This window comes from Halomonas sp. MES3-P3E, assembly GCF_002836035.1.
Lineage (GTDB): Bacteria > Pseudomonadota > Gammaproteobacteria > Pseudomonadales > Halomonadaceae > Vreelandella > Vreelandella arctica.
Window position 1 is genome coordinate 1 of record NZ_PJBT01000018.1, and the last position, 24,664, is coordinate 24,664.

The 24,664-nt window shown below is 54.2% G+C and carries 29 protein-coding genes; 19 read left to right on the top strand and 10 right to left on the bottom strand.

The genetic code is table 11. The annotated features are described in order from the left end of the window. The 3 genes from CXF87_RS05265 to CXF87_RS05270 all read left to right on the top strand — a co-directional run. A partial coding sequence (locus CXF87_RS05265; RefSeq protein ID WP_198556012.1) for a hypothetical protein occupies positions 1-795 on the top strand: 795 nt, incomplete at its 5' end. 190 nt (positions 796-985) lie between these two features. Continuing rightward, complete coding sequence (locus tag CXF87_RS21550; protein ID WP_157826473.1) at positions 986-1,240, top strand: hypothetical protein; 255 nt, start codon at positions 986-988, stop codon at positions 1,238-1,240. Positions 1,241-1,766: 526 nt separating this feature from the next. Continuing rightward, the gene (locus tag CXF87_RS05270; protein WP_101145767.1) at positions 1,767-2,729 is read left to right on the top strand and encodes a ribonuclease Z; all 963 of its coding nucleotides are present in this window, start codon (positions 1,767-1,769) and stop codon (positions 2,727-2,729) included. 54 nt (positions 2,730-2,783) lie between these two features. Here the strand turns inward: CXF87_RS05270 and CXF87_RS05275 are convergent, their stop codons facing one another. Genes CXF87_RS05275 through vapB form a run of 3 tightly spaced genes read right to left on the bottom strand, consistent with a single transcriptional unit; the run spans position 2,784 to position 3,868 of the window. After that, the gene (locus CXF87_RS05275; RefSeq protein WP_101145768.1) at positions 2,784-3,206 is read right to left on the bottom strand and encodes a hypothetical protein; all 423 of its coding nucleotides are present in this window, start codon (positions 3,204-3,206) and stop codon (positions 2,784-2,786) included. Between the two features lie 33 nt (positions 3,207-3,239). Beyond that, entirely contained in the window at positions 3,240-3,638 is a 399-nt protein-coding gene (vapC, locus tag CXF87_RS05280) for a type II toxin-antitoxin system tRNA(fMet)-specific endonuclease VapC (RefSeq protein ID WP_101145769.1), read from the bottom strand. Further along, positions 3,638-3,868 carry a type II toxin-antitoxin system VapB family antitoxin gene (gene vapB / locus CXF87_RS05285; protein WP_008958832.1) on the bottom strand — a complete coding sequence of 77 codons (231 nt, stop codon included), beginning with the start codon at positions 3,866-3,868 and terminating at the stop codon, positions 3,638-3,640. The genes vapC and vapB overlap by 1 nt, the downstream gene beginning before the upstream one ends. Positions 3,869-3,965: 97 nt before the next feature. Here vapB and CXF87_RS05290 point away from each other — a divergent pair, with 97 nt between their 5' ends. From CXF87_RS05290 to CXF87_RS05320, 7 genes are all read left to right on the top strand, one after another. Then, complete coding sequence (locus CXF87_RS05290) at positions 3,966-4,619, top strand: DsbA family oxidoreductase (RefSeq protein WP_101145770.1); 654 nt, start codon at positions 3,966-3,968, stop codon at positions 4,617-4,619. 186 nt (positions 4,620-4,805) lie between these two features. Further along, positions 4,806-5,453 (top strand): glutathione S-transferase, encoded by a 648-nt coding sequence (locus tag CXF87_RS05295; protein WP_101145771.1) that lies wholly within the window; start codon positions 4,806-4,808, stop codon positions 5,451-5,453. Positions 5,454-5,920: 467 nt separating this feature from the next. Beyond that, the gene (locus CXF87_RS05300; protein WP_232774688.1) at positions 5,921-6,505 is read left to right on the top strand and encodes a DsbA family oxidoreductase; all 585 of its coding nucleotides are present in this window, start codon (positions 5,921-5,923) and stop codon (positions 6,503-6,505) included. 167 nt (positions 6,506-6,672) lie between these two features. Next, entirely contained in the window at positions 6,673-6,918 is a 246-nt protein-coding gene (locus CXF87_RS05305) for a type II toxin-antitoxin system CcdA family antitoxin (protein ID WP_101145772.1), read from the top strand. Then, on the top strand, positions 6,918-7,217 hold the full coding sequence (locus CXF87_RS05310; RefSeq protein ID WP_101145773.1) for a CcdB family protein: 300 nt from the start codon (positions 6,918-6,920) through the stop codon (positions 7,215-7,217). Before CXF87_RS05305 ends, CXF87_RS05310 begins: the two co-directional genes overlap by 1 nt. 69 nt (positions 7,218-7,286) lie before the next feature. Then, a complete protein-coding gene (locus tag CXF87_RS05315) occupies positions 7,287-7,469 on the top strand; it encodes a hypothetical protein (protein ID WP_232774690.1) in 183 nt (60 codons plus the stop codon). Positions 7,470-7,515: 46 nt separating this feature from the next. Further along, positions 7,516-8,265 (top strand): sulfite exporter TauE/SafE family protein, encoded by a 750-nt coding sequence (locus CXF87_RS05320; protein ID WP_101145774.1) that lies wholly within the window; start codon positions 7,516-7,518, stop codon positions 8,263-8,265. Positions 8,266-8,533: 268 nt separating this feature from the next. Here the strand turns inward: CXF87_RS05320 and CXF87_RS05325 are convergent, their stop codons facing one another. Further along, the gene (locus CXF87_RS05325; RefSeq protein ID WP_101145775.1) at positions 8,534-9,730 is read right to left on the bottom strand and encodes an E22 family MetX-like putative esterase; all 1,197 of its coding nucleotides are present in this window, start codon (positions 9,728-9,730) and stop codon (positions 8,534-8,536) included. 125 nt (positions 9,731-9,855) lie between these two features. On the opposite strand from CXF87_RS05325, the gene CXF87_RS22220 reads away from it, so the two are divergent. The 3 genes from CXF87_RS22220 (at position 9,856) to CXF87_RS05340 (ending at position 11,788) form a co-directional block, all read left to right on the top strand. Next, positions 9,856-9,981 carry a hypothetical protein gene (locus CXF87_RS22220; RefSeq protein WP_269801092.1) on the top strand — a complete coding sequence of 42 codons (126 nt, stop codon included), beginning with the start codon at positions 9,856-9,858 and terminating at the stop codon, positions 9,979-9,981. Between the two features lie 111 nt (positions 9,982-10,092). Beyond that, positions 10,093-11,007, top strand: a complete 915-nt coding sequence (locus CXF87_RS05335) for a cation diffusion facilitator family transporter (RefSeq protein ID WP_101145776.1) — start codon at positions 10,093-10,095, stop codon at positions 11,005-11,007. Between the two features lie 103 nt (positions 11,008-11,110). Then, positions 11,111-11,788: a DsbA family protein gene (locus tag CXF87_RS05340; protein ID WP_198556013.1), complete on the top strand. Its 678-nt coding sequence runs from the start codon at positions 11,111-11,113 to the stop codon at positions 11,786-11,788. 138 nt (positions 11,789-11,926) lie between these two features. On the opposite strand, the gene CXF87_RS05350 is transcribed toward CXF87_RS05340, so the two are convergent. Then, on the bottom strand, positions 11,927-13,123 hold the full coding sequence (locus CXF87_RS05350; protein WP_101145778.1) for a UbiH/UbiF/VisC/COQ6 family ubiquinone biosynthesis hydroxylase: 1,197 nt from the start codon (positions 13,121-13,123) through the stop codon (positions 11,927-11,929). A 101-nt stretch (positions 13,124-13,224) separates the two neighbouring features. On the opposite strand from CXF87_RS05350, the gene CXF87_RS05355 reads away from it, so the two are divergent. Further along, positions 13,225-14,082 (top strand): NAD-dependent protein deacetylase, encoded by an 858-nt coding sequence (locus CXF87_RS05355; RefSeq protein ID WP_101145779.1) that lies wholly within the window; start codon positions 13,225-13,227, stop codon positions 14,080-14,082. Positions 14,083-14,091: 9 nt separating this feature from the next. Here the strand turns inward: CXF87_RS05355 and CXF87_RS05360 are convergent, their stop codons facing one another. Then, a complete protein-coding gene (locus CXF87_RS05360; RefSeq protein WP_101145780.1) occupies positions 14,092-14,703 on the bottom strand; it encodes a DNA-3-methyladenine glycosylase in 612 nt (203 codons plus the stop codon). A gap of 95 nt (positions 14,704-14,798) precedes the next feature. Between CXF87_RS05360 and CXF87_RS05365 the strand changes: the two genes are divergently transcribed. The 5 genes from CXF87_RS05365 (at position 14,799) to CXF87_RS05385 (ending at position 19,489) form a co-directional block, all read left to right on the top strand. Continuing rightward, complete coding sequence (locus tag CXF87_RS05365) at positions 14,799-16,262, top strand: protein adenylyltransferase SelO (protein WP_232774692.1); 1,464 nt, start codon at positions 14,799-14,801, stop codon at positions 16,260-16,262. Between the two features lie 43 nt (positions 16,263-16,305). Further along, on the top strand, positions 16,306-17,352 hold the full coding sequence (gene dinB, locus CXF87_RS05370) for a DNA polymerase IV (RefSeq protein WP_101145782.1): 1,047 nt from the start codon (positions 16,306-16,308) through the stop codon (positions 17,350-17,352). A gap of 110 nt (positions 17,353-17,462) precedes the next feature. Continuing rightward, positions 17,463-18,290: an alpha/beta fold hydrolase gene (locus CXF87_RS05375; protein WP_008958844.1), complete on the top strand. Its 828-nt coding sequence runs from the start codon at positions 17,463-17,465 to the stop codon at positions 18,288-18,290. Between the two features lie 9 nt (positions 18,291-18,299). Beyond that, complete coding sequence (locus tag CXF87_RS05380) at positions 18,300-18,548, top strand: YkoF family thiamine/hydroxymethylpyrimidine-binding protein (protein WP_008958845.1); 249 nt, start codon at positions 18,300-18,302, stop codon at positions 18,546-18,548. Between the two features lie 293 nt (positions 18,549-18,841). Beyond that, complete coding sequence (locus tag CXF87_RS05385) at positions 18,842-19,489, top strand: hypothetical protein (protein ID WP_101145783.1); 648 nt, start codon at positions 18,842-18,844, stop codon at positions 19,487-19,489. 115 nt (positions 19,490-19,604) lie between these two features. Here CXF87_RS05385 and gabT read toward each other — a convergent pair whose 3' ends face one another. From gabT to CXF87_RS05405, 4 genes are all read right to left on the bottom strand, one after another. Further along, positions 19,605-20,882, bottom strand: a complete 1,278-nt coding sequence (gene gabT, locus CXF87_RS05390; protein ID WP_008958847.1) for a 4-aminobutyrate--2-oxoglutarate transaminase — start codon at positions 20,880-20,882, stop codon at positions 19,605-19,607. A 149-nt stretch (positions 20,883-21,031) separates the two neighbouring features. Then, a complete protein-coding gene (locus CXF87_RS05395; RefSeq protein ID WP_101145784.1) occupies positions 21,032-21,826 on the bottom strand; it encodes an EAL domain-containing protein in 795 nt (264 codons plus the stop codon). Between the two features lie 312 nt (positions 21,827-22,138). After that, a complete protein-coding gene (locus tag CXF87_RS05400; RefSeq protein WP_035587139.1) occupies positions 22,139-23,353 on the bottom strand; it encodes a CaiB/BaiF CoA transferase family protein in 1,215 nt (404 codons plus the stop codon). A 67-nt stretch (positions 23,354-23,420) separates the two neighbouring features. Continuing rightward, positions 23,421-24,599: an acyl-CoA dehydrogenase gene (locus CXF87_RS05405; protein WP_101145785.1), complete on the bottom strand. Its 1,179-nt coding sequence runs from the start codon at positions 24,597-24,599 to the stop codon at positions 23,421-23,423. Positions 24,600-24,664: the final 65 nt, after the last annotated feature.

Here is a 24,664-nt window from a genome sequence, read left to right on the forward strand (position 1 = left end):
TATCTTCGCGATCAAATCAAAGACTTAGATAGGAATACTAAATTTCAAGAAATCAGAGTTGGTGAATATTCATCAAGCTTAAGAAAGCTCGATGAAGAAATTGTCTCGCTCGAATCGAGTTTGACGAAAGAAGAAGGGGGTTCCCAAACAACATCTTTGATATCTGCAATAAGTGCCTTAACGCGATCAATTGTTGATCGACAAGGCAAAAAAGAAGTAATGGAAAGGATCGAGTCTGAGAAACAGGATTACGTTCAGCTCTTGAATAGGCGCAGGGGCCTTCAAGGCGATATCTCCTCTTTTGAAGGAGGTGCGGGTTCGAATGATATCAGAATTCTCGAATTCAGAAATTCCTATCGTAAAAAGATTATTGAATGGCTTGATGTTCTCAGTACGAAGAACGTTTCAAGAGACATTACTGTCGACGCTGATTTTAATGTTCTGTTTGGAAAGGAAAAATTATCTCAATTCAGTGGTAGTACGCTTTTGCGGTCAGTTCTTGCTCTCAGAGCTGCCTTCTTTGAACTGTTTATTTCCATGGGATGCACCTCCGTAGAATTCCTAATATTTGATACGCCACGGCAGCATGATATTGAAACTAAGGATTTTGCAGCATTTATCGCTAGGTTAAAAAATATCTGCAAAAAAAATCGTGCTCAGGTCGTTTTCTCGACCACAGAGTATCACTATAACGCAGCAGAGGATGACATAGAGTGGCAGCCGGAATTCTCTGGCTTTGAACAGCCAATGTACTTGGGGATAATTAATAATCAAGTGTCTAGCCAGGCACAATGAAAGCAAAGTATGAAATTTTAAATATAGGAATACCATAAAGAATCGAATAATTTGTATTTTCGCTTTTCCCGAATATGGAAATGGTGGTGATTGCGTATAAAAAACGCAATCACTCGGAAAAATTTTCTCTTCACTTAAAGTTTTCCGGTGTTGCGAGCATTAGCTCCAAAAAGTATCGAGAAAAGTTTTTATGTATAGAATGATTGATGGTTCTGACCATGATGGCCTTTTTGGCCAAATGACAATAGGTTGTCCGAGTAAAGAACTTTTAAATCAGGTTTTTATTAATCAAAATGTTTATGGAAAAAGGCTAGAGCTAATCCACGCAGTGTATGACAAGCACATAAAAGAAGATCATCATCAAAATGACTTAATTAATAAGCATCGCCTTTCGCCTGCAGGATGTACGTTAGACTATCAACCGATGAGTCAGGGTAACTTTTAAGCTCATGCAAGTAATACCACTTCACGGTTCAAAGCATGATCAGACAGCAGGTGGCCTGAAGGGTGCAATGACAACTATAGCGAAAGTGTTTGAAAGAAGCCATACGATCGAATGGACGTTGTCAATATTTCAGGATATCACCGATATTCATCGCCTCAAGCTCGAGCGTTACTTGAACCAAACTTAGTTGGAGGGATTAATCTCCAGCAATGTAATTGGTCAATATTCAGTCACTAGCGATGGGTACGAATATTTAGTCAATCATGCATAACAAATGCTGGCGCGCCCCCCCTTTCTATTGCGCCTTCGGCTCTACTCCAAGGAGTTGTGCTACAAGCGGTATGAGCTAGGAGCGCTAATGCTTTAACCTCAAGTGCGTCAGCCAAGCTTGGAAGAGATAGGTAGTCCTCAACTACATAAACTTACCCCTAATCATTATCGCAAATAAACTACTGCTTAAATTTAGCCGGTTTGTAATCCACCATCCTTTTCCCCAAGTCAGTACATAAAAGAGAGCAGGCACGCTATGAATCTACTCTTCCTCGGCACCTCCGCCGGTGTGCCCACCAAAAGCAGAAACGTCTCCGGGATCGCTTTACGAGAGAGCAAAGGTAAGGGCTGGTACCTGATCGATTGCGGTGAGGGCACTCAGCATCAGGTCTTACATACCAAGCTGTCGTTCCATTCATTGAAAGCCATCTTTATTACCCACGTGCACGGCGATCACTGCTATGGGCTGCCGGGCATACTGGCGAGTGCAGGAATGGGTGGCCGGAAAGCGCCGCTTACCATTGTGGCACCTGCAGGCATAAAGGAATGGCTGGAAGCTACCTGCGAGGCCACACAGTTAGGCTTGCCCTTCGCCTTGGAATTTATCGACTCGAACGAGCTGCCAAGCGTTGAGTTTGAGAGCATCGCGGTTACCACATTCAGGCTTTCACACAGGGCGCCGTCCTATGCTTATGGGTTTACGGAGACAAAAGTCGACGCCGCCTTGGACGTGGATAAATTAGCGCAGAAGGGCATTCCGAGAGGGCCGTTGTGGGGGCAGTTGAAGCAAGGGTTGGATGTTGAGTTTGCGGGTGAGCTTTTAAAAAGCCATGACTACTTGATCTTCAAACATAAGCCGAGAAAAGTGGTGATCGCTGGGGACAATGACCGGCCTGATTTGTTGTTTGATGCGTGTTCGGGCGCACAAGTACTGGTGCATGAAGCCACTTACACCGAAGAGATGGCCCAGAAGGCCGGTGATGTGGGGCATAGCTACGCCAAGCTTGTCGCCGCGTTTGCCGAATCGGTTCAACTGCCCAACCTGGTGCTGACGCACTTTAGCCCGCGTTACCAGTTCAACCCCAATGCGACGCCCTCCATCGAAGATATCCGCAAAGAGGCCGAGAACGCCTATTCAGGCTCGCTTTATTTGGCGCAGGATTTTAGCGAATACACCCTGGATAAAGCGGGCCACTTTGCTGAAGTGGCGAGTGAATAACTGCTTTCATCCCGCCGCTCCTTGAGTGCTTTCCACGTAGGTCATTCGCGCAGGTCAGTCGCGGCAATAGCCTTCACCTGTTGCGACTACCAAGCAGTCTTCCTTTTCCAATAGCCACTTCATGCCAGTGGCTTCGCCGTCGCCCGCACTAAGCAGCTGTGGGCCGTCCCCTCGGTTGAAGCGAATGCCCTCGGCGGTGGCCTGCCCTTCGAAGGTGCCGATTTGGTCGGCATCCAGGCCGTACTGCATTTCAAGCAGATAGTGGCCCGGTCCTGCAGACTCGTCCTTGCTGATTTCCAGGAATAATCCTTCAACGCCAATCCATCGGCCGACCCATTGGTCGGTCATGTGGTGGTGGGGCTGGTTTTGCTCGGTTGATGTACCTGGGTCCGGCGTGCCTGATGCGGCGGTGTTGCTGTTTTGGGCGCACCCGCTGATAAGTAATAGGGTGCTTAGAGCTAACGCTGTTTTGATCATGAGTAGTGATACCTGCTGGGGGTGAATGGCCGTCTAAATCCAATCCTCTACTCGAAGCCCTGGGACGCGACTAAACTCCCCTAGATTATTGGTTACCAGAATCAGGCCTCTTGAACGAGCATGCCCGGCAATCATCTGATCGTATGGGCCGATGGGTGTGCCCGCTTTGGCCAGCTCGCTACGCAGCTGGCCACTGTGGTAAGCGGCACTGGGGTCGTAATCGAGAACTTCCAGCCGCGCCGCAAATCCTTCTATCACACCCAAGTTTTTCTCGGGAGAAGCGGACTTCTCAGCACCATACACCAACTCCATGAGTGTCACTGTGCTGATGCAGAGCTGGTCGCTATGCTGGTTAAAGGTCTCACGAACATGGGGAGGTTTATGTTTGATGGTGAAAATGCAGATATTGGTGTCAAGCATGTACTTAAGCATCAAAGCGCCTCTCGTTCCTGTTCGTTTGGCTGCTCACGTTCACTCATAAAGTCTGCAGTGACACTTTGGCCATCAAACCAGCTGTCCCACGCCTCACCTACGGGGGTAATTAAGCGCGCGCGACCCAAGGCAATAACATCAACACGTGTAACGTTCTCAGGCAGCGCGAGGGATTTCGGCATGCGCACCGCTTGACTGCGGTTACTTTTAAACACCGCTGCTTTTTCCATGGCTGTCTCCTTTAAGTACTGCCGTTACTCAATCTATACGCGTAACATACTTTCTTTAGTTTGATCGAATTTTGGGATATGTCAAAGGGATATACAAATGCAAAAGGTAAAAATTGACCTAGTATCCGATGTAGCCTGCCCGTGGTGCGCGATTGGCTACCGGCGCTTAGAGCAGGCGTTAGAGACACTTGATGGCGAGATCGACGTCGAGCTGGTCTGGCAGCCTTTTGAGCTGAACCGCGATATGCCGCCCGAGGGCGAGCCGATCCTTGAGCACTTATGCCGCAAGTACGGTAAGGATGCTGCCAGCATGGAGCAGTCCCAGCGCGAGATCATGGCCGCCGCCGAAGAGCTTGGGCTGAATTTCCACGGTGCTCTTGAGCGTCGAGCGAACAATACTTTCGCTGCCCACCGCGTGTTGGCATGGGCCGGAACGCAAAATCAAGAGACGGCCCTGCAGTTGGCATTGTTCGAGGCTTATTTTGGTGAAGCGAAAAACCCGGCCGACCCAGAAGTACTTCGCGAGAAGGCCACTGAGGTGGGACTTGACGGCGACACCGCCGAGGCCATCGCCCGCTCTGATCAATATGCAGATGAAGTACGTGAGGCAGAACAGCGCTTTATGGACGCAGGGGTAATCGCCGTGCCAGCCATAATCCTAGATGGCCGCTACCTGATTTCTGGCGCCCAGCCCGCCAATGTGCTGGTCGATGCGCTTCGTCAGGTGGCTGAGGAAAGCGCGAACGGCTAACGTCAAGCCTTAGTGGTCACCGAGCCGACTCGTTTTTGCTGAGATCCAAAAATAGACTTTCTACACCGGATCATGTTCCGACCCATTGATCGGTAATCTTAAACAGAGATTAACCGTAAAATGAGGTAACCACTGAAACCAGAGACGCCGAGCCTACTGATTTCAATTCAACTGTGAAAAATGCCCATGACGACATCACTTCATCGCCTTTACTCTTTTCGTCGCTGTCCCTATGCCATGCGTGCCCGTCTCGGCACGTTGTTTGCTGAGTTAAAGGTGGAGCTGCGGGAGGTCATATTGAAAAACAAACCGGCCCAGATGCTAGCGATTAGCCCGAAAGGTACTGTGCCTGTTTTACAGCTTTTTGATGGTACCGTGATCGAAGAGAGCCGAGAAATAATGGTGTGGTCGCTTGAGCAACAAGATCCGCAGGGGCTGTTAGATGCGAAGGTTAGGGATCAGGCCAATGCCCTGATCGACCAAAACGATAATGAATTTAAACATTGGCTGGATCGTTATAAATATGCCGACCGACATCTCGAAATGACTCAGGCAGAATATCGGCAACGGGGTGAGACTTTTTTACAGGTTTTAGAGGAGCATCTGACTCAAAAGCCTTATCTTCTGGGGGATAACGCGACCATTGCTGATATTGGCATCATGCCTTTTATCCGCCAATTCGCCCATGTAGATCGCGATGTTTTTTATAGCCTACCTTACCCGCACCTGCAGCGGTGGTTAGAAGACTGGTTGGAGCACGCCTTCTTTCTGCAGGCCATGACCAAGTTTCAGCCATGGCAAGAGGGGGATGACGTGGTAGTTTTCCCTTCGTAAACATAGCGCTACCTATTAATTTCTAGTCGGGTTTCTTCCTTTCTGCATAAACGCCCGCAGCGTATCACTCGCTTGGTCGATGGGTAGCACGCCATCCCAGTGTCTGCGATTGCCTTACCTGTTTTGGGCATAAGCTGCATTAAGCTGTTTTATAATTCTCTTTGCGGGATGCCCGGCTTGTAGCCCTGTGGCCAAAATGCTTGACCCTTCGGCTTGAAAGTCCATGTAGCCGTTGTGGCGTGGCCGCACCCAGGCTCTTTCAAGAGTCGCTAATGTATTACGATAAAAGCCATATACCGGTTTATTAACCGCTTCATCTTCCCAGGCTGAGGCATGTCCCGGCTGCCCCCAGCTTTTACGAGAATCGTTTTCTGCACATCTTCGCCGGCCACCCAAAAGGCATAAAAGGTAAGAGTCGACCTAGTACCAATGTCGCCTGCCCGTGGTGAGCAATCGGCTACCGACGCTTGGAGCAAGCGTTAGAGACACTCAATGGCGAGATCGACGTTGAGCTGGTCTGGCAGCCTTTTGAGCTCAACCGGGATATGGCGCCCGAGGGAGAGCCAATCCTGGAGCACTTATGCCGCAAGTACGGCAAAGACGCGGCCAGCATGGAGCAGTCTCAGCGCGAGATTATGGAGGTGGCCGAAGAGCTTGGGCTGAATTTCCGTGGTGCTCTGGAGCGTCGGGCGAACAATACCTTTGCTGCTCACCGCGTGCTGGCGTGGGCCGGAACGCAACACCAAGAGACAGCCCTGCAGCTGGCACTATTCGAGGCCTACTTCGGTGAGGCGAAAAACCCCGCCGATCCAGCGGTTCTGGGGGAGAAGGCCATTGAGGTTGGGCTGGATGGCGACACCGCCGAAGCCATCGCCCGCTCCGATCAGTACGCGGACGAAGTGCGCGCGGCAGAGCAGCGATTCATGGAGGCAGGGGTAAACGCCGTTCCCGCATTTATTCTAGATGGACGCTACCTGATTTCAGGTGCCCAGCCCGCTGACGTGTTGGTCGATGCGCTTCGTCAGGTGGCCGAGGAAAACGCTAGCCGCTAACGTCCGTCGCTCTTTAGTGATCACCGAGCAGGTTAGTCGCGGCAATAGCCTTCACCTGATTTCACTACCAGGCAGTCTTGCTTGTCCATTAGCCACTAGAATAGCAAATTGCTGTGCTATAAGTATGCGCATATAGTAAGTGCATTGTTATGTGCGAGGAGTGAATCATGCAAGCCGCCGAAGTAACCAAATCCATGCGCAAGCCGACGAACCTATCGCTAGATAGTGCCCTTCTCAAAGAGGCTAAAGCGCTGGGAATCAATGTTTCACGATCAGCAGAGGCAGGGATTGTGGAGGCGGTGAAGCTGCATAAGCAGAAGCAGTGGTTGGAGGATAATGCCAACGCCCTTGCAAGCTCGAATGCATACGTTGAAGCGAATGGGTTGCCTCTTGCACGGCACCGTCAGTTCTAATGGCCCGTTTCGATATCTTTGAAAATAAGGGTGGGGATGGCTATCTGCTGGATGTTCAGACAGAGCTTCTCAGTGGCTTGAACACTCGAGTGGTCGTGCCACTGCTGCCCAAATCCTCGGCACCGTCTCCTGCACAGAGGCTAAACCCGGTGTTCAACGTTAAGGGCCAAGAGGTTGTCATGGCGACTCAGTACATGGCTGCTGTGCCTGAAAGCGAATTGCGTTTTATTGCGGGTAGTCTTGCTGAGCAGCAAGACGAAATTTCTGCGGCGTTGGATATGCTGTTTTTGGGATTTTAAGGTTGAGCTTGTCGGAAGGCTCTCGGGCGTACCCTGGAAAGCATCCAAAGCCTATTTGGGACGTTCAAAATGAGTCGATTAAATAAAGAAGAGCAGGATATTCTGGACGCATTTGATGCGGGAGAGCTGCGGCGAGCGACCGATATTGAGGACAGGAATGCAAGGCATCAGCAGTATGCTGAGGCGATGCTCAAGAAAGATGCCAGCGACCAGCGCGCTAAAGGCCCACACCCTTTAATCTGCTGCGACTGAGTGGGCTATCCGATATATTGCTAGTGTCAATGTATCGGAGGCAGACATGGTTGATTTCGCATCCCTGCTAATAGTGGCGGGCACATTCTTGATTGCGGGAAGCGTCAAGGGCGTCATTGGCCTTGGACTCCCGCCAGTTAGCTTAGCGCTGCTTACCGTCGCGCTGGATCTGCCAACGGCCATGGCGCTAATGCTTATTCCCTCATTTGTTACGAACATTTGGCAGTCAACGGTGGGCGGGAACGCAAGAGCCATCTTGGCTCGCATTTGGCCATTTCTGGCGATGGCGACTCTTACTGTCTGGATTGGTGCGGCCGCACTGACTCGCGTCAATCTCACGTATCTGACGGCGCTCCTGGGCAGTTTGCTGATTATTTACGCTGTCGTGAACCTGGCCGGGATCAAGATTGTTGTACCCAGCCGCCATGAGGTTTGGGCAGGGCCGTTAATCGGCTCGGCGAATGGTGTGCTTACCGGGATGACGGGGTCATTTGCGGTACCGGGCGTGATGTTTCTTCAGGCCATTGGCCTTCCGAAGAATATGCTGATTCAAGCGATGGGCATGCTATTTATGGTCTCCACGGTGGCTCTCGCGGCGGCGCTGCAACAGGCCAATTTTTTGACACTCCAAACGGGCGTAATGTCGGCAGTGGCGGTGTTGCCCGCGCTCGCTGGCATGGTGATTGGCCAGCGAATTAGAGAACGCTTATCCGAGCAGATGTTCCGCAAGGTATTCTTCATTTCACTTCTGATTCTGGGTGCTTACATTATTGTTAATACGCTTCAGAAGCTTTAAGTGCCTTTCAAAACCAATAGTGGGCGCACTAGGGTTTGTACGAAAAGTCGGCGAGCGATGGCTAGACAAGGCAAAAATCAACGAAAAACGGACCGGGCTCGCGTGCGAGTTTACAGGGTGTAAATGAGCATTTTGATCGGACTCGCGCACGAGATGATTTTTAACGCCGTATAGACGAGTGCAGGCAGTTTTCGTACAAAGCCTAAGTGGTTAAGACGACACCAGAATCAAGCGCTGGCTTTTACCTAAAGCCAGCGCTGAATATCACTTAACGCAAAAACGCCCGCAACGTATCACTCGCCTGGTCAATGGATAGCACGCCATCCAAGTGGCCTCGGTTGCCTTCCAGGGTTTCAATCGTCACGTCGGTGCCGTCTGCTTCAATCAGCTCGGCGGTACGGCGCACGCCTTGGGGCGCGAAGACGAGATCGTTTTCGCTATACAGCATCAGAGTCGGTGCTTCGATGGCGGCAAGTCCTGCCTCTAACGAGTCGCCGTGGCCTGCCATAAAGGTTTGGTTGGCACGCACCAGATAGAGCAGGTGATTGGCATCGGATGTGGCAGCACGGGCAGCGGCGACCTCATCCAGCGTTTGTTCAATCGCGTAGCGGGCGTTGATATCCTGCGCGGGGTCGCGCGCTTCGTCGGCCCAGTCGCGATTAAACGTCTCGTTGGCCCACTGCCAGTGGTTGGCGTTGAGGGTGACCAGTTTCAGCGCTTCTTTTAGACCGTCGGTGGGCGGCTCGCCATCGTAGTAGTCGCCTTTGTTCCAGTTGGCATCCAGTCTAATGGGCGCTGCCCAGGCGCTTAGGGTTGCCAGCAGCCATGGGTCGGCAACGCCGCCGCCAATCACAGAGATTAGTCGTTCGACTCGGTCAGGGTAGTCGCTGGCCCACTCGATGGCCTGTAGCGCGCCCATTGAGGCACCCATCACCGCATGCAGTGATTCAATCCCTTGGCTCTCTAACAGCTCGCGCTGAACCTCGACAAAGTCTCGAATGGTGACGACCGGGAAGTCCATCCCCCAGGGCTCGCCGGTATCGGGGTTGATAGAAGCGGGCCCGGTGGTGGTGACGTTGGGGTCATTGGCACCGAGGTTGACCAGGGTATCCGAGGAGATGATGTAGTACTCATCGGTATCCAGTGGTTTGCCAGGGCCAATGATGGCATCCCAGTAGCCGGTCGGCTGCCCATCTTCCTCATAGCGGCCAGCCGCATGGCTGGTGCCTGAGAAGAAGTGGGTGATTAGAATGACGTTATCGCGGGCGTCATTGAGCTCGCCGTAGGCTTCCCAGCCCACGGTGACCTCGGGAATGGTCATGCCCCCTTGGGTCGTGAAGTTTTCCATCTCGAAGGTCTGTTTTTCGACCACGCCATCCCAGGCCATTAGCGATGAAGAGGCCACTAGGCTGATACCGATCACGGCCGAGGCAGTGAGCAGAGGGTGCCGTTGTATAAGCGCCATAAGCGATCCTTAGATGAGAGGTTATTGTGGTTGTTATTGGCGACAGTGAGCCGCTGCCTTCTCAGCGTAGTCGGTTCTAGCGCATTTTAAACGGATTCGCTGCCCCCTCGTAAATGTGGTGCGATGTGATTGAGGCGCTTGCCTATAGGTATCACGTAGTGGCACCGGATTTACCCACCTTTGCCAATCTAACCAAGATGATCAATCAATTTGCGGAGCAGTTGCAGCTCGATCGCTACGCCAGTATCTAGGCAAGCGTTACCCCACCGGAGCGGTGCAAATAGACAATACTCAAGGGTTGAAGCTTTAGTGGCTAGAGGTTTTATAGTGAAGGGAATGAATAATCCGAATGAGGTTAACAGATGGGACATCATCATGATCATGCCCACATTGATCCGGCCTCTGGCGACCGGCGTGTCAGCATTTCAATTTGGGCCAATGGTCTGTTAACCATCGCCCAAATCGTCGGTGGCATTCTGTCGGGAAGCCTATCGCTTATCGCTGATGCGCTGCATAATTTTTCTGACATGGCAGCGCTCGTCATTGCCTTTGCCGCCCGCAAAATCGCAAGACGGCCCGCCGATGCGCACATGACCTTTGGCTATGGCCGCATCGAGATAGTGGCAGCACTCATTAACTACACCACGCTCATTATCGTCGGCGTCTATCTGATTTACGAAGGCGCTATGCGCATGATCCATCCCCCTGAGATACAGGGTTGGATCATCGTTATCATTGGTGGGGTCGCGCTTGTCATCGATGCACTTACCGCCATGCTCACTTGGTCGATGCAAAAAGAGAGTGTCAATATACGCGCTCTGTTTCTGCACAACTTATCGGATGCGTTTGCCTCCATCGCCGTGATTATCGGCGGTTCACTGATTTTGCTGTATGACATGCGTTGGGTAGATCCCGCCATTACGATAGGGATTGCGCTGTATATTCTTTACCTTGCCTTCTCAGAAATTGGTGGCCCTATCCGCACGCTGATGCTGGGATCTCCGCCTGACATTGACGGGCAAGGCGTCATTGAAACCGTACGAAGCATCGAGGGTGTCCAGGATATTCATCATGTGCACCTGTGGCAGATGCAGGAAAATGCGGCCGCCCTTGATTGCCACGTGGTCATGACGGAAGCAGGTTGGCAGCGGCTTGAATCAGTGAAAGCAGCGATCAAAGATCAGCTAAAAAAGCGCTTCAACATTGTCCATTCCAGCTTGGAGTTTGAGCATATTGATCACGCGCATCAGGATGCCAACCTTTATGGGCATGAGTAACAGGCCAAAGCACGCTCGTTTAGATGTCTATTTACCATTTGGCTAAATGCCGTAGCGTCCCGATCTGGCTTTTTAACTACACCTTTGAAACAGAGAGAGAAAAATGTTCAAAAAAACGTCTTTTATGCTTGCGGGTACGTTGATGCTAACGGCTGCCATCGTGATGGTATCAAAACCTGCACTCTTGGATATGCAAGCTGAGGCGGCCAGTGAGAATGGTGCCCAGGCCGAGAGTTCCTTGGTGCGTTCACACTCCCCAATCCTGGGGCAAGCAGACGCGCCAGTGACGATTGTTGAGTTTTTAGACCCGGCCTGCGAAGCCTGCCGCGCCTTCTACCCACTTACCAAACGTATTCTGGAAACCTATCCGGAAAAAGTGCGGCTAATCGTGCGCTACACGCCTTTCCACGGCGACGTATCTGATAAGGCCATTCGTGTGTTGGAAGTCGCGCGTCGTCAGGGAGTGTTCGAACCGGTACTGGAAGCACTGCTGGCTCGCCAGGAGCAGTGGGCATCTCATGGCAGTTTTGATGAATCCGCTATCCTGGAAATCGCCAGCGAAGCGGGTCTTGATCGAGCGGCTGCCGAGGAACAACTTACCTCTGCTGACGTACAGGCGGTGATCGACCAAGACATGGCGGATGTCAGGACAAACCAGATTCGCCAAACACCGACCTTTTTCATCAATGGCGAACCTTTAGACCCCTTTGGTATGCAAGCGCTGATTGATGCCGTAGAGAGACACGTACAGGCGACCTCTGAAGCAGAGGATGGCCAGTGATGCAGCGCCGGTGGCTTCGCCGTCACCCGGGCGGAGAAGCTGTGGGCCGTCCTCGCGGCTGAAGCTAATGCCATCGTCGGTTACTTGGCCTGCCGTTTTGGCAGTTTGCATGTAAAGCGGTGTCGGCCCAAACGAGACTCAGCGCATTTTAAACGGATTCAAGCCGTTGGCTTGTTGCATCATCATGCGTTTGGCGAACGGGAAGCGCTCGGCAATTTGCAGGCTTAGATCGCCTAGCTGGCGCAGCGGCTTGGCACCGGTAAACAGGTGGTGAAAGCTGTCGGTGGCAGCGATCATGGCCTGGTTGGCGACGCGGCGCTGGCACTCGAAGCGCAGTAGGTCAATCGGGTCACCTGGGTCGCGACCTTTGACGATGATCTCGGCCAGGGTGTCGGCGTCGTGAAGGCCGATATTCAACCCCTGGCCTGCCAACGGATGCACCACGTGGGCGGCATCGCCAATCAGCGCCAGGCGCTTGCCGATATAGCGCTGAGCGTGTTGGCGCTTGATGGGAAAACTAGCCCGCGCCACGATGCGAGTGATTTTGCCCAGGCGCTTGGGAAAGGCCATTTCGATGGCCGCTTTCAGTGCGTCATCGTCGAGCTGTTCGCGGGCTTTGGTGGTTTCGTCGCGGTCATACCACACCAGGGAGGCGCGCTGGCCGGGAAGCGGCAGCATGGCCAGCGGGCCGGTGGGGGTAAACACCTGCCAACTGACATCCTGCTGGGGCAGTTCGGTTTCCACGTTAATGATCATCGCCCGCTGATGGTAGTCATAGCGGGTCACGCTAATGCCGGCCAGCGAACGCAGCGTCGATGTTGCCCCGTCGGCGCCGACAATCAGGCGGGCGCTTAGGGTTTTGCCGTTATCCAGCTCCAGTAGTCGGCTGTTCGTCGCCGAGACGGTGCTTAACGGCGCGCACTGGGTGTAGCAGGTAACGCTGGGCAGCTGTTCCAGGCGTTGCCATAGCGCATACTGCAGGGTGCGATTTTCGATAAAGATGCCGAAGTCTTCCATTCCGCTATCTTCAGCGGAAAACAGAGAGTGGCCGGTGCCATCCTGGTTGGAAACATCGATATGGCGAAACGGGCAGCTACGCTCTTCCGGCAGAGTGGTGCCGCTTGCCTTGATAAATGCCAGCGAGCGCGCATTGAGCGATGAGATGCGCAGGTCATAATCGCCGCTGGGCGGAGTGGGGGCATCGCCCTGTTCCACCAGCCCTACAGAAAAGCCGGTTTGGCCCAAGCGCGCCGCCAGCGCGGCGCCGACCATGCCGCCGCCGACAATGATGACATCATGGTCGTGCTGCCCAGAACGTTGCTCAGACTGTTGCATCATATGCTCCTTAAAATAATGAGGTGCCGTTGTGCATTGCGCAGGCGTTGGTTGTCATACAGTATCGTTGAGTTTGAGCAAGATTGCCTAGAGGTGAACGATTGACGCAGGCCGTGGAAATAGTAAATAGCGTTGCCCAGGCGGGTGAGGAGCTGGCAGCGTTTATCCAGCAGCACCCCAAACTGTGGGTGATTACCGGTGCGGGCGTAAGTACCGACAGCGGCATTCCGGACTATCGGGGTGCGGATGGGCAGTGGAAGCGCCCGCCGCCGGTGCAGCATGGCGACTTTATGAGTTCTCATCATGTTCGTCAGCGCTACTGGGCGCGTGCGCTGATCGGCTTTAGCGCCTTGCGCGAAGCCCAGGCGAGTGGTGCGCACCGTGCGCTGGCCGCGCTGGAGTCGCGGGGCTACATCCAACAGCTGGTCACTCAAAACGTGGATCGCCTGCATCAACGCGCCGGTTCCCGACGGGTGATCGACCTACATGGCCGTGCGGACATGGTGAAGTGCATGGTGTGCGACTATCAAATGATGCGCCACGCCATGCATGCCGAAATGGCGCGCATGAATCCGAGCTTTACTGGTTTGCAGGCAGGCCATGCCCCGGATGGCGACGCCGACCTGGAAACCGACTTTAGCAGTTTCCGCATTTTCGACTGCCCGCGCTGTAGCGGTATCTTAAAGCCCGATGTGGTGTTCTACGGCGATGTAGTCCCTGCCGAACGGCGGCTGGCAGCCCAGGTAGCGCTAGCCGAGGCGGATGCTGTGCTGGCCGTGGGCACCTCGTTGATGGTGTTTTCCGGTTACCGCTTCTGCCGCGCCGCCCATGAACGGGGAATGCCGCTAGCGTCGCTGTCGCTTGGCGTCACAAGGGCGGACGCGCTGTTGACTCATCAGTGGCGCGCGCCGTTAACGCCGGTGCTTGAACAGGCCGTTCGCTGTTTGCAGCCCTCTTAAAGATCGCTATTAGCGTGCTTTCGATACCCATGCATTATCTTCCAACCAGAGCCGCCAGGGTGCATCACGGTGCTCGGGCTGGGCGTAATCGATGCCTACACGGGGCCCACTGACGATCGAGGCGTCGTGGGTTGCTGCGCTAATCCACAGCTTTTCACCCTGGGTCATATCATGGCCATACAGCGCTTTATCAATCGTTAAAGCGCGCGTGAGCTTGCCGGGGCCATTGCTGAGTTGTTTGCCCGTTGCCTGACGAATAGCTCGCATGGCGGCCTCGTTGGCCGTGGGCTCAACAGCACGAATCAATACCGCGCAGGGCGAGCCTTCCGGCTCGGTCACTACGTTCAGTAGCCAGTGCATGCCGTAAACCAGATACACGTAGGCGTGGCCAGCGGGGCCGAACATCGCTTCTGTGCGCGGTGAGCGGCGACGGTGAGCATGGCAGGCCGAGTCTTCCGCGCCGCAATAAGCCTCGGTTTCGACAATTCTTGCCGCCATCTGCTCGCCGTTATGCTCGCGCACCAGCCAGCAGCCGAGCATGGCTCGAGCCACTTCAAGCGTGTCGCGGTTATAAAAATCCCTTGGAAGTGGCGTCAGCTCGCTGTTTTTAACATTTGGCATGTTTGGCAACATCGTCTCGGCGTTTAGTTGAGTAGAATGCTAGGGTATTAGCTAAGGATAGACATTAGTCATTGCCACTAAAAGCGGAGCCTATCGTGCTGCCATTCGAACATCTCTACTCCACCTTACCTGAACCCCTCTGGGTCGCCACCCAAGCAACACCCGTCGCTAGCCCAGAGCTGATCGCATTCAATGCGCCGCTTGCCCATGAGCTGGGCGCTCAAGAGATACCTGATCCCGCCACGCTCGCCGAGTGGTTTAGCGGCAACCAGCCCATGCCGGATGCCAAGCCGGGCGCGTTAGGTTACGCAGGCCACCAGTTCGGCAACTTCGTGCCACAACTAGGCGATGGCCGTGCGTTGCTGCTGGGCGAAGTGATCGACCAGGTCGGCATTCGCCGCGATGTGCAGCTAAAGGGCAGCGGCCGCACGCCGTTTTCCCGCGGTGGCGATGGTCGTTCACCGCTAGGCCCGGTGCTGCGTGAGTATCTGGTGAGTGAGTTCATGGCGGCGATGGGCATTCCCACCACCCGAGCCCTTGCGGCCGTCACCAGCGGCGAGCGCGTAGTGCGGCAAATGGCCGAGCCCGGCGCCGTCTTTACCCGCGTGGCGAGCAGCCATATTCGCGTGGGCACCTTTCAGTTTGCCGCTGCACAGCGGGATGAAGCGTTGCTCAAAGCCCTGGCGGATCATGTGATTGCGCGCCACTATCCGGAAGCCGCCAATGCGGAAGACCCCTATATGGCGCTGCTGGAGGCGGTGGTCGCCCGCCAGGCCGTGCTGATTGCCCGCTGGATGAGCGTCGGCTTTATCCATGGTGTGATGAATACCGATAACTGCAGCATTGCCGGTGAAACCATCGATTACGGCCCCTGTGCCTTTATGGAGCAGTTCGACCCCCAGAAGGTGTACAGCTCCATCGATCAAGGCCGCCGCTACGCCTTTGCCAACCAGCCAGCGATTGCCCAGTGGAACCTGGCCCGCTTTGCCGAAACGTTGCTGCCGCTGATGCGTGAAGAGGGCGAGACGGTGGTAGAGCAGGCCACCAATGCCATTCGCCGCTTCGATACGCTGTTTAGTGCAGAACAACTCCGCCTGCACGCCGATAAACTCGGTTTAGCGGCGGAAAGCCCCCAAGCCGAAGCCCTAATGGAAGGCCTAGAAAGCCAGATGCACCAGGGGCGGATGGATATGACCGCCGCTTTTGATGCGCTCACGCAATACGCTTCCTCGCCGAATGATGAACACCGCGAGGCGCTACTGGCGCTAACGACTCAGCCTAATGAGCTAACCGCCTGGCTAGATACCTGGCAGCAAGCGCAGGTAGCCAGTCAGGATAGCGAGCGTTTTGCCGCCATGCGTCGGGCCAACCCGGTCATTATTCCCCGCAACCACCGGGTTCAAGAGGTCATCGATGCCGCTTACGACGGTGATTTTGTGCCTTTTCATACGCTGTTAGCGGTCGTCACCCAGCCATTCGATGACTCCGTTGAAGCGCGCCGTTTAGCAGCGCCCGCCACGGAAAATGAGCAGGTGCTAAGGACATTCTGCGGCACCTGATGCTGTGATAAACTGTGGTTTTTTACAGGTAGAAGGGTAGCCGGTGCGCAAAATCATTCACTGCGACTGTGACTGCTTTTATGCAGCAGTGGAAATGCGCGATAACCCCGCGCTGCGGGATATCCCGATTGCGATTGGTGGCAGCGTCGAGCAGCGCGGGGTGGTGGCCACCTGCAACTATCCCGCCCGCGAGTTTGGTATTCATTCGGCCATGCCCATGGGCCAGGCACTCAAGCGTTGCCCGCACCTCACCGTGATTCGCGGTGAGATGGCCAAATACAAAGAGGTCGCCCGCCAGGTCTTCGCCATTTATCGCGATGTGACTGAACTGATCGAACCCCTCTCCCTGGATGAGGCCTTTCTGGATGTCTCGGAGGTCACCCAGCACCGCGGCAGCGCGACACTTATGGCTGAAGCGATCCGGGAACGGGTTAGCCGAGAAGTGGGGATCACCGTTTCAGCGGGCGTCGCGCCCAACAAGTTTCTGGCCAAAATTGCCAGCGACTGGAACAAACCCGACGGCCTGTGTGTGATTACGCCGGATAAGGTCGATAGCTTCGTACAACAGCTGCCGGTCAAGAAAATCCATGGGGTGGGCCCGCGTACGGCTGAGAAGTTAGCGGGGCTGGATATTCATACCTGCGCTGACCTGCGCACCCGCACGCTGACCGACCTGGTCGAGCACTTTGGCCGCTTTGGGCGGCGGCTGCATGAGCTAAGCTGGGGGCGGGACGAGCGCCCGGTGAAAACCCACCGGGAGCGCAAATCGGTCAGCACCGAGCAGACCTACGCCCAGGATTTACCCAACCTCGATGCCTGTCACCGAGAACTACCCGCGCTGATCGAAGATCTGGAGCGCCGCTATGCGCGTCTAGACCCGCCACTGGCGGTGCGCGGCCTCATCGTCAAAGTAAAATTCAACGACTTTACTCAAACCACGGTCGAACACGCCGACCCAGCGCCCAATCTTGCTCAGTTTGAAACCTTACTCAATATCGGCTGGTCCCGTGGCGAGCGCCCCGTGCGCCTGCTGGGTGTGGGGTATCGGCTGGCGGAAAATACGCAGGAACACCAACTCCCGCTGTTTTAATTAGCCTGTTAACCCTTCGCCTGATTGACCCCGTGGCAGGGGCGCGCTAAAACAGACGTATGATAGTTTGAGTTGTTCATTTTTCCGTTTGGTCACCCACGAGCTCCGCCATGTCTGCTGATGCCGCTTCACGCCCCCGTTTAGTGTTTGCCCACGCCAATGGTTTTCCAGGGTTAAGCTACCGCAGCCTGCTGAACCCGCTGGCAGAGATGTTTGATCTCCACCCGCTGGATCGTCTGGGTCATCATCCGGATTATCCGGTGAATCATAACTGGGGCAATCTGGTGGATGAGCTGCTGAGCTACCTGCCGCAGAGTGATAAACCGCTGCTGGGCGTGGGACACTCGCTGGGCGGCACTTTGATGGCCATGGCCGCCGACAAGCAGCCCGAGCGCTTTTGTGGGGTGATCATGCTCGACCCACCGCTTATGCTGGGGTCGGATGCCTGGGCGATGAAAGCGGCCAAGCGGTTTGGCTTTATTGACCGAATTACACCTGCCGGTAAAACCCTGGGGCGTCGAAGTGTATGGCCCAGCCGTGAGGTAATGGCGAGTTCACTGGGACGTCGGGGACTGTTTAAGCGCTTTACCCCCCAAGCACTCAACGACTACATTGAAGCAGGGACGCGCTTGTTAGACGACGGCAGCGCTGAGCTGACCTTTGATCCTAGCATTGAGGTGGAGATTTTCCGCCATCTGCCGGATCACCTTTCGCGCTTGCCGCAGCGGCTTGGCGTGCCGCTAGAGCTGGTGGCGGGTAACGAATCCCACTTGCTGACGGCGTCGCGCATCAAACGCTTGCGGCGAAAGGGGTTATCGGTGAGCGAGGTTCCCGGTACGCACATGTTCCCGATGGAGCACCCGGATGAGACGCGTGCCGCCATTTTGACTGCCTGGCAACGTATCGCCAACGCCAGACAGACTTCTCATACAGCGTAAGGAGGCGTTATGTACCTTTCCGTACAACTTAGCTATTACCCGCTGGCCGATGACTTCAAGCCGGTAGTCAAAGAGGTGGTGAAACGCCTGGAGGCGACGGGACTGGAAGTGCACCCGAACCGCATGAGCACTCAGGTATTTGGCGAGTTCGATGAGGTAATGGCAGCATTAAGCGATGTGATGAAGTGGTCGTTTGAGACCCATGGTAAAGCGGTATTTACGGCTAACTTTTTGGAAGGTGACCGTCGGCCTCGGTAACTGAGCCGAGGTCGCTGCGACGGAAGCTCTGTGCGGGATCAGCCGTGCCCATCGCTTAAGCGCCCACAGTGGCGAAACTGTTGGGTTGCGGAAAAACCGGCCCTGGCGGAGCTTTCGCCAATGGTGGTCATAGTCGCCTGTTGCAGGTAGTCGCGCTGTCCTGCCTATCATCGCTTGAGATGACCCTTCGATTGCATACACCAACGAGACGCGTTTTTTAGGGCCTACTCGTTGGTAAGCGGGTTAGATAAGTTATCATTAAACTACATAAGTCATGGGGCGAGGATATCATCATGTTAACAGCGCTTGTTTTTTTGATGATTTTGGTGGGAGTGACGATTTCTTGGTATCAAATCTATCAAATGCATTTCAATATTAATACATATGATAGCGCCAAACTTTCGGGTAAGAAAAACAGGCAGTTCGAAAAGCTTAGCGTCCACGAAAAGAGAGCAGTTGAAAATCAAGATGCCTCCCTTCTTGATAAAGCGGCTGTTGATATATTCGGTAATGATTTTAATGTGGCAGCATTGCGGATTGCTTTTTCTAAAGAGGGGCGGGAGATTTATGGAGTGCCGCTTTTAAGGCGTAAAAATGGTTTGGTTTTAAATTCGTCGAGCAAAAAGGGGAGGGGTAGTACAAGCGCTCGCCATGCTCTTTGCTTCAAGACAGGGCTGCCTTCCATTAACCTGAGAAGCTTTTTTATAGTCGCCGTCATTGCTAACTGCGGGTTGATTCAATTATTGGCGGCCATGAGTATCTACACCATTCACTATGAAGTTAGTGTGTCGATTTTAGAGTGGATTAATCAACCTTCGATGATTATGTCTATGATATTTTTTATTGTGTTCTTGAACTACTTGATCTCTAAAGTGGATGCTTATATGCATGATCTTTATCAGGTTGGAAAGTTGAATCAGCTAGCGCCTTTATTCAAGTGATGTTGTCAGGTTTGACGTTTTTTTAAATGAGGCGATAGCCGCATAGATTAGACAAAAGCTGGCTAGACAAAAACGCCGCCCAATTGGGCGGCGTATGTTTGAATATTGATAATGCTTAGGTCAACGATTCCAGGCAGGACTCGATGATATCCAGCCCTTCGTTGAGTACGTCGTCTTGAATAGTGACGGGCATCAGGAAGCGGATGGTGTTGCCGTACATGCCGCATGACAGCAGGATCAAGCCCTCTTCACGGGCTTTCTTGCACAGCGCCGCCGCCAGCTCAGCATTAGGCGTGTGATCTGCTTTGTTCGATACCAACTCAAATGCGGCCATCGAGCCCATATTGCGCACATTATCGATGCAGTCAAACTTGCCCGCCCACTCGTTGAAGCGCTTCGCCAGCTTGTCGCCCAGCGCTTGGCTCTTCTCCAGAATATTCTCTTCTTCAAACACTTCCATCACGGCCAGCGCTGCGGCACAGGCGGTGGGGCTACCGGTGTAAGTGCCGCCCAGTGAGTTAGGGCCTGATGCGTCCATGACTTTGTCGGTACCGACAATCGCGGAGATCGGCATGCCGTCGGCCATACTCTTGGCCATGGTCATGATGTCCGGTTCAACGCCGCTGTGTTCGATGGCAAACATTTTGCCGGTACGGCCAAAGCCTGACTGCACTTCGTCGATGATCATCAGGATGCCGTGCTCATCGCAGATTTCACGGATCTTGGTCAGGAAGCTGGTAGAGGCTGGGTAGAAACCGCCTTCACCTAGTACCGGCTCAAGCACGATGGCTGCGGTATCTTTGGGGTTGGCATCGGTTTTTAGCGTCATCTTAAGGCCACGAATGGCTTCATCTTCGCTAACGCCGTGGTAGGGCACTGGGTAAGGGGCTCGGAAGACGGTGCCCGGCATCGGGCCGAAGTCGCTCTGGTAAGGCGCTACCTTGCCGTTCATGGCCATGGTGAAGAAGGTACGGCCGTGGTAGCCGCCGTCAAAGCAGATAACGTTGGAACGGCCGGTGGCTGCGCGGGCGATCTTGACGGCGTTTTCCAGCGCTTCAGCGCCCGAGTTAGCCAGCATGACCTTGGCGTGGCCACGAACAGGCACGATCTGGCTGAGTTTTTCAGCGACTTTGACATAGCCTTCATAAGGCATGACCGTCTGGCAGGTGTGCATCAGCTTATCAAGCTGGGCTTTTACCGCCGCGACTACTTTCGGGTGGCGGTGGCCCACGTTAAGTACGCCAATGCCGCCTGCAAAGTCGATGAAGCGGTTGCCGTCAACGTCCCAGATTTCAGAATTTTCAGCGCGGTCGGCGAATGCCGTTGCGGGGCTAGCAGCGCCAGCAGCGACATATTTGTGTTTCAACTCGTTCAGTTCGGCATTGCTGCTCATGGCTTACTTCCTAGATTGATGAGAGATGTTCTTTCAGCATAGTGCGTATCTGTAAGCATAGTGCCTAATAGCGTTACTTACATGGGTGACGATGCAATGACAACCTTGCTACATAGCGGTTGCGGGCTGTCCTAACGATAACGGAAGAATTAAGCCCTGTTTAGCGTTTTAACAGCTAGGCGCAACTCTTGAAGGTGCTCCGTCAAGTCGCCGCTAAGGGCGTTCACTGCGGGCCTGGCAAAATAAAAGCCCTGCTGACGGACAATACCGGCCCGGGCCAGCCACAATGCCTCGGCTCGGGTTTCTACGCCTTCGGCGATCAGTCCCATGTCGAGCTCTTGGGCGAGTAAAATGATGGCGTTCAACAGTGCTTGGCGGCGTGGGTCGCTATCGCAGTGCATCACTAATTCACGATCGATTTTGAGCGTGTCAGGGGTTAAGTCAGTGAGCAGATCCAGGTTGGCGTAACCGTTGCCAAAGTCATCGAGTGCCGTTTTGAAACCCATCGAGCGATAGGCATCAATGATATTGCATAGGTGCTGGCGGTCGCGGACACGCTCGGTTTCGGTGATTTCAAAAATGAGCCGGTTCGTTGGCCAGCCCACCCGCTTTGATACTTCTAGCGTTGCCTGTATACAGGCTTCGGGTTCGTAAACGGCGTTGGGCAAAAAGTTAATCGAAAGATTGGTTTGCATGCCCAGTGCACTGGCCATTTCGATTGCTTTCACTCGGCAGGCCTGGTCAAAGCGGTAGAGCAAATCACTCGTGACTTGCGAAATAACGCTCCCAGCAGACTCGCCTTGCATACCGCGAACCAGCGCCTCGTAAGTGACGATTTCAGCCAGTGATAAATCCACAATCGGTTGAAAAGCCATGGTGAATTCAAAAGGCAATTCGCCTTCACAGCGTTTACAGCTGCCATTAACGCGTGCGCACTGGCTCATTGCTGCTCCTGATGGTGTCAGTAACGGCGATTGCCGCTAAAGCGTTTATTAGAAAAAGCGCTTTCTTTACGCTATATGGAAGCGCTTTGCGATGCATATTTTTCTGATGCTCAGTTTTTGTAATGTCCAGTATTTGCAATGCTTAGTTTTGCAATGCTTATTTTAAATATTAATACAGTGTTGGTATAGGTTTTGTACAGAAATGTTGCCTGTATCGCGCTTTTGCTTACCGCTTTTCTTTCAGTAAAAAGGCATAAAAAAGCGCCTATTCAGGCGCTAAAGAAAGGAAGTGGTTTTGACGACAAAAAGCGGCTAAATAATGCCCGCTTCGCGAAGCGCCGTACGCTGCTCCGGAGTAATCCCAAGCTCTTCCAACACGCTTTCTGTGTGTTGGCCCAAGTGGGGCGGCGCCGTGGTGGCACTCAGTTGAGCACCATTAAAGCGGATAGGATTAGCCACTAGATCAACGTGGCCCGCTTGGTCGTGGGGCAGGGTCTGTTTGAGCCCGCGCGCTTTTACATGCGGGTCATCGAACACCCGATCGAGCGTATTGATCGGCCCGCAGGGCACGCCAACTGCTTCAAAAGCAGCCAACCATTCATCGGTGGTGCGTTGGGCCAGCGCCGCTTCCAATTGCGGTACCAGCAGTGCCCGGTGATTCACCCTGGCGCCGTTGGTGGCAAAGCGTGGGTCTTCAGCCAAGGTCGGAAGCGAAAGCACCGTGCAGAAACGTTTGAACTGCTCGTCATTGCCGACCGCCATAATCATATGGCCATCTTGGGTGGCGAACGCCTGGTAAGGCACGATGTTGGGGTGGGCGTTACCCAAGCGCTGGGGCACATTGCCGGAGGTCAGGTAATTCAACGCCTGATTGGCGAGCACACCCACCTGGACATCCATCAATGCCATATCAATATGGCAACCAACGCCGCTATCGCGGCGCTGATAAAGCGCGGCGAGTATCGCATTGGCCGCATACAGCCCGGTAAAAATATCGGTAAACGCGACGCCGCTCTTCACTGGCCCGCCGCCAGGTTCGTCATCGGGCTTGCCGGTTAGGCTCATAATCCCGCCCATGGCTTGAATCATAAAGTCGTAACCCGCCCGGTGGGCGTAAGGGCTTTCCTGGCCAAAACCGGTAATCGAGCAGTAGATCAGCTTAGGATTTAGCGCTTTCAGGCTGGCGTAATCCAAGCCGTAACGCTTGAGTCCGCCGACCTTGAAGTTCTCTATCAGCACATCCGATTGCGCGACTAACTGCTTAATGACCGCTTGGCCTTCGGGCTTGGCCATATCGACGGTCACCGAGCGTTTGCCGCGGTTAGCGCACAGGTAGTACGCCGACTCTTCAGTGCCCGCCAGCCAAGGAGGGCCCCAGTGGCGAGTGTCATCGCCGCTGCCGGGGCGTTCAACCTTAATGACATCCGCGCCCATATCCGCAAGCATTTGACCGCACCACGGCCCGGCCAGTACGCGGGAGATATCGAGTACTTTAATGCCGGCCAGTGGTTTGGTTGGCTCACTCATAGGGGGCTTGCTCATAAAGGCGGTTTCCTTGGCTGTTGGCGTTTAACGGGGCGTCATTCAGGGGTTCTTAAAAGAATGCCTGAATACCCGTTTGTGCGCGGCCCAGAATCAGCGCGTGCACATCGTGAGTGCCTTCGTAGGTATTCACCGACTCCAGATTGACCATATGGCGAATCACGCCGTACTCATCAGAAACGCCGTTGCCGCCGTGCATGTCGCGCGATTGACGGGCGATATCCAGTGCCTTGCCGCAGTTGTTGCGCTTGATCAGCGAGACCATTTCCGGCGCCCAGTTGCCGCTATCCATCAATCGGCCGACTTGCAGTGCTGCCTGCAAGCCCAGAGTGATCTCGGTTTGCATGTCGGCGAGTTTTTTCTGGATCAACTGATTGGCGGCCAGCGGGCGGCCGAACTGCTTGCGGTCGAGGGTGTACTGGCGTGCCGCGTGCCAGCAGAATTCAGAGGTACCCATGACGCCCCAGGCAATGCCGTAACGGGCTTTGTTCAGGCAGCCGAATGGGCCTTTCAAGCCGCTGACGTTGGGCAGCAGATTCTCTTCGGGAACGAAGGCGTTATCCAGCACGATCTCACCGGTAATCGATGCGCGTAGTGACACTTTGCCTTCGATTTTAGGGGTCGTGAAGCCTTCGGTGCCGCGCTCAACGATAAAGCCTTTAATCTGATTATCGTGGGCTGCTGATTTCGCCCAAACCACGGCGATATCGGCGATTGGGCTGTTGGTGATCCACATTTTGGCGCCGGTCAGGCGGTAGCCACCGTCAACTTTTTCCGCCCGGGTAATCATATTGCCGGGGTCGGAGCCGTGGTCGGGCTCGGTTAAACCAAAGCAACCCACCATCTCGCCACTGGCAAGCTTAGGCAGAAATTTTTGCTTCTGCTCTTCAGAGCCGTAAGTCTCAATGGGATACATCACCAGCGAGGACTGCACGCTCATGGCGGAACGGTAGCCGGAGTCAACGCGCTCGACTTCGCGAGCAATCAGGCCGTAGGCGACGTGATTAACGCCTGCACCGCCGTACTCGGGGGAAACGGTAGCGCCCAGCAGGCCAAGCTCGCCCATTTCGGTCATGATCTCGCGGTCAAAACGCTCTTCGCGGAAGGCGGTCAGCACGCGGGGCTGAAGGTTTTCCTGGCAGTAATCGTAGGCGGCATCGCGGATCTGGCGCTCTTCGTCGGTGAGCTGTTGTTCCAGTAGCAGCGGGTCGTCCCAGTTAAAATGTGTCATGGCGTGTTTCCTAAGTTCGTGGGCAGGAATAAATGCAAGATAGCTGACAATCAATGTATCGCCGT

Excerpts from the sequence above, each read along its gene's own strand:
- CXF87_RS21550 (WP_157826473.1), top strand. The coding sequence starts at position 986 with ATGTATAGAATGATTGATGGTTCTGACCATGATGGCCTTTTTGGCCAA.
- CXF87_RS05270 (WP_101145767.1), top strand. The coding sequence starts at position 1,767 with ATGAATCTACTCTTCCTCGGCACCTCCGCCGGTGTGCCCACCAAAAGC.
- CXF87_RS05275 (WP_101145768.1), bottom strand. The coding sequence starts at position 3,206 with ATGATCAAAACAGCGTTAGCTCTAAGCACCCTATTACTTATCAGCGGG.
- vapC (WP_101145769.1), bottom strand. The coding sequence starts at position 3,638 with ATGCTTAAGTACATGCTTGACACCAATATCTGCATTTTCACCATCAAA.
- vapB (WP_008958832.1), bottom strand. The coding sequence starts at position 3,868 with ATGGAAAAAGCAGCGGTGTTTAAAAGTAACCGCAGTCAAGCGGTGCGC.
- CXF87_RS05290 (WP_101145770.1), top strand. The coding sequence starts at position 3,966 with ATGCAAAAGGTAAAAATTGACCTAGTATCCGATGTAGCCTGCCCGTGG.
- CXF87_RS05295 (WP_101145771.1), top strand. The coding sequence starts at position 4,806 with ATGACGACATCACTTCATCGCCTTTACTCTTTTCGTCGCTGTCCCTAT.
- CXF87_RS05305 (WP_101145772.1), top strand. The coding sequence starts at position 6,673 with ATGCAAGCCGCCGAAGTAACCAAATCCATGCGCAAGCCGACGAACCTA.
- CXF87_RS05310 (WP_101145773.1), top strand. The coding sequence starts at position 6,918 with ATGGCCCGTTTCGATATCTTTGAAAATAAGGGTGGGGATGGCTATCTG.
- CXF87_RS05315 (WP_232774690.1), top strand. The coding sequence starts at position 7,287 with ATGAGTCGATTAAATAAAGAAGAGCAGGATATTCTGGACGCATTTGAT.
- CXF87_RS05320 (WP_101145774.1), top strand. The coding sequence starts at position 7,516 with ATGGTTGATTTCGCATCCCTGCTAATAGTGGCGGGCACATTCTTGATT.
- CXF87_RS05325 (WP_101145775.1), bottom strand. The coding sequence starts at position 9,730 with ATGGCGCTTATACAACGGCACCCTCTGCTCACTGCCTCGGCCGTGATC.
- CXF87_RS05335 (WP_101145776.1), top strand. The coding sequence starts at position 10,093 with ATGGGACATCATCATGATCATGCCCACATTGATCCGGCCTCTGGCGAC.
- CXF87_RS05340 (WP_198556013.1), top strand. The coding sequence starts at position 11,111 with ATGTTCAAAAAAACGTCTTTTATGCTTGCGGGTACGTTGATGCTAACG.
- CXF87_RS05350 (WP_101145778.1), bottom strand. The coding sequence starts at position 13,123 with ATGCAACAGTCTGAGCAACGTTCTGGGCAGCACGACCATGATGTCATC.
- CXF87_RS05360 (WP_101145780.1), bottom strand. The coding sequence starts at position 14,703 with ATGCCAAATGTTAAAAACAGCGAGCTGACGCCACTTCCAAGGGATTTT.
- CXF87_RS05375 (WP_008958844.1), top strand. The coding sequence starts at position 17,463 with ATGTCTGCTGATGCCGCTTCACGCCCCCGTTTAGTGTTTGCCCACGCC.
- CXF87_RS05380 (WP_008958845.1), top strand. The coding sequence starts at position 18,300 with ATGTACCTTTCCGTACAACTTAGCTATTACCCGCTGGCCGATGACTTC.
- CXF87_RS05385 (WP_101145783.1), top strand. The coding sequence starts at position 18,842 with ATGTTAACAGCGCTTGTTTTTTTGATGATTTTGGTGGGAGTGACGATT.
- gabT (WP_008958847.1), bottom strand. The coding sequence starts at position 20,882 with ATGAGCAGCAATGCCGAACTGAACGAGTTGAAACACAAATATGTCGCT.
- CXF87_RS05395 (WP_101145784.1), bottom strand. The coding sequence starts at position 21,826 with ATGAGCCAGTGCGCACGCGTTAATGGCAGCTGTAAACGCTGTGAAGGC.
- CXF87_RS05400 (WP_035587139.1), bottom strand. The coding sequence starts at position 23,353 with ATGAGTGAGCCAACCAAACCACTGGCCGGCATTAAAGTACTCGATATC.
- CXF87_RS05405 (WP_101145785.1), bottom strand. The coding sequence starts at position 24,599 with ATGACACATTTTAACTGGGACGACCCGCTGCTACTGGAACAACAGCTC.